At 46.7% G+C, this 1457-nt stretch carries 2 protein-coding genes; both read right to left on the bottom strand.

What is annotated here, in order from left to right; genetic code table 11:
- The coding region (locus tag CKO12_RS14255; RefSeq protein ID WP_200155384.1) for a hypothetical protein at positions 1-1201 on the bottom strand (1201 nt) is incomplete at its 3' end.
- Between the two features lie 5 nt (positions 1202-1206).
- The coding region (locus CKO12_RS14250; protein WP_200155383.1) for a hypothetical protein at positions 1207-1457 on the bottom strand (251 nt) is incomplete at its 5' end.

The following is a 1457-nucleotide window of genomic DNA, read 5'->3' as shown; positions in this document are numbered from 1 at the left end:
CATTCAACCAAGTGGGTTTAATTAAACGGCGCACCGCAAAGATGACGGCGGCTTGCCAAAGATTATCAGGATTGACATAAAAACCATGCCCGCCGCTGTACACAGAAGAAAATAAAACCGTTTGCTGAGTAGCATGTTGCAGATCATTAACGCCGCAATACATGTAGGCAATTGCCTTGTCAGACCAAGTTGAAATCCACGCCTTGCCAGTAGTTGGCATCACCGCATTTTTTAACGGTACCACCGCAACCGTATTTGCTGGTGGACGTTTTAACCACACATTCAAATAACTGCTGCTGGGTAAACTATAAAAACGCTTTTCAGCACTTGGTTGTAAATGTTTATCAAACACCGCAACGGAGATGGCAGTGAGTGGCGTTTTTTGCCGCGCAGTTTGATTTGTGTTCCAGATTAAAAACCCAATCGGAAAATTGCCCTTCAATCCCGCAAAAACCTTGCTGGGCAGCACAAAACCACCCAGATATTCAGCATTCCAAACCTGTCTAAACTTCTCAAAATTCGGCGCGTTAATATATTTGAGAGTGCTAAATACCGCGACGATTGCCGTTGGGAGTTCCAGCGCAATTCTGGCTAAACACTGCGTAAACAATTCATTGCGGGCTTTGCCGTAATGCGCCATTGCCGTAGCAGCAAATTGAGTTTTTGCCACGCCGGTTTTATTTTTAGCACCAGAACCAGTTGCAGGATTATCGGCGTTTGTCGCCTCCGCATACGGCGGATTGATTAACACCACAATCTTTTCGCCGGTGTGAATTGCATCGCGCAACGCTTGCGGCAGCTTATTGGTGAGGTTGTAATCAATTTTGCCGTCAGCAGTAATATCATCATTCAAATAATCATATTGAAAGCGCGTGGCGGCAACGCAGGTTTTCGTTGCGCGCATCACCTCAATATCCGCAACATCTAAGGTGCTCATAAATACATTGCGTTGATTGGAATGCTTCACTTCTAAATTGCCAACGCCGCAGCACATATCCCAAACGAGATAATTTTGCTGCCAGTTCTTTCCCAGCACCTCGGCGAGTTTGTCATAAGCCCGCTCCACTACGTTGAGCGGCGTATAATACGCGCCCTTAAAACTGCGCTCATGCGCTGGAATGAAATTATCGCTGTGTTCTAATAAACACTGCGGCGGCAGTTGTATCTTGCAAGCGGCTTCGGAATCAATGGCTGTGATCATAATGCTCACCGTCTCAAAAAGCCCAATTCATACACCAGCGGCTGCAATTTCTCGGTCAAGGTTTTATATGCCAATTCAAACGCCGCAAAACGCACCGGCACTTGATTACTGCGCTCATTGCGTTTTTTTACAGCGGTGCGGAGTTGATACCAACCGACATCAGCGCGATTGAGTTTTAATGCACTGCGCACGGCATGATGATCGCGCTGGGCGAAATACGCCAACCAGATTTTTTTGCCTTCTATAAGCACCGCTT

Source organism: Chromatium okenii (genome assembly GCF_016583745.1).
Classification (GTDB): domain Bacteria; phylum Pseudomonadota; class Gammaproteobacteria; order Chromatiales; family Chromatiaceae; genus Chromatium; species Chromatium okenii.
Note: the sequence above shows the minus strand (reverse complement) of the source record. Positions and strands in the feature narration are given on the sequence as shown.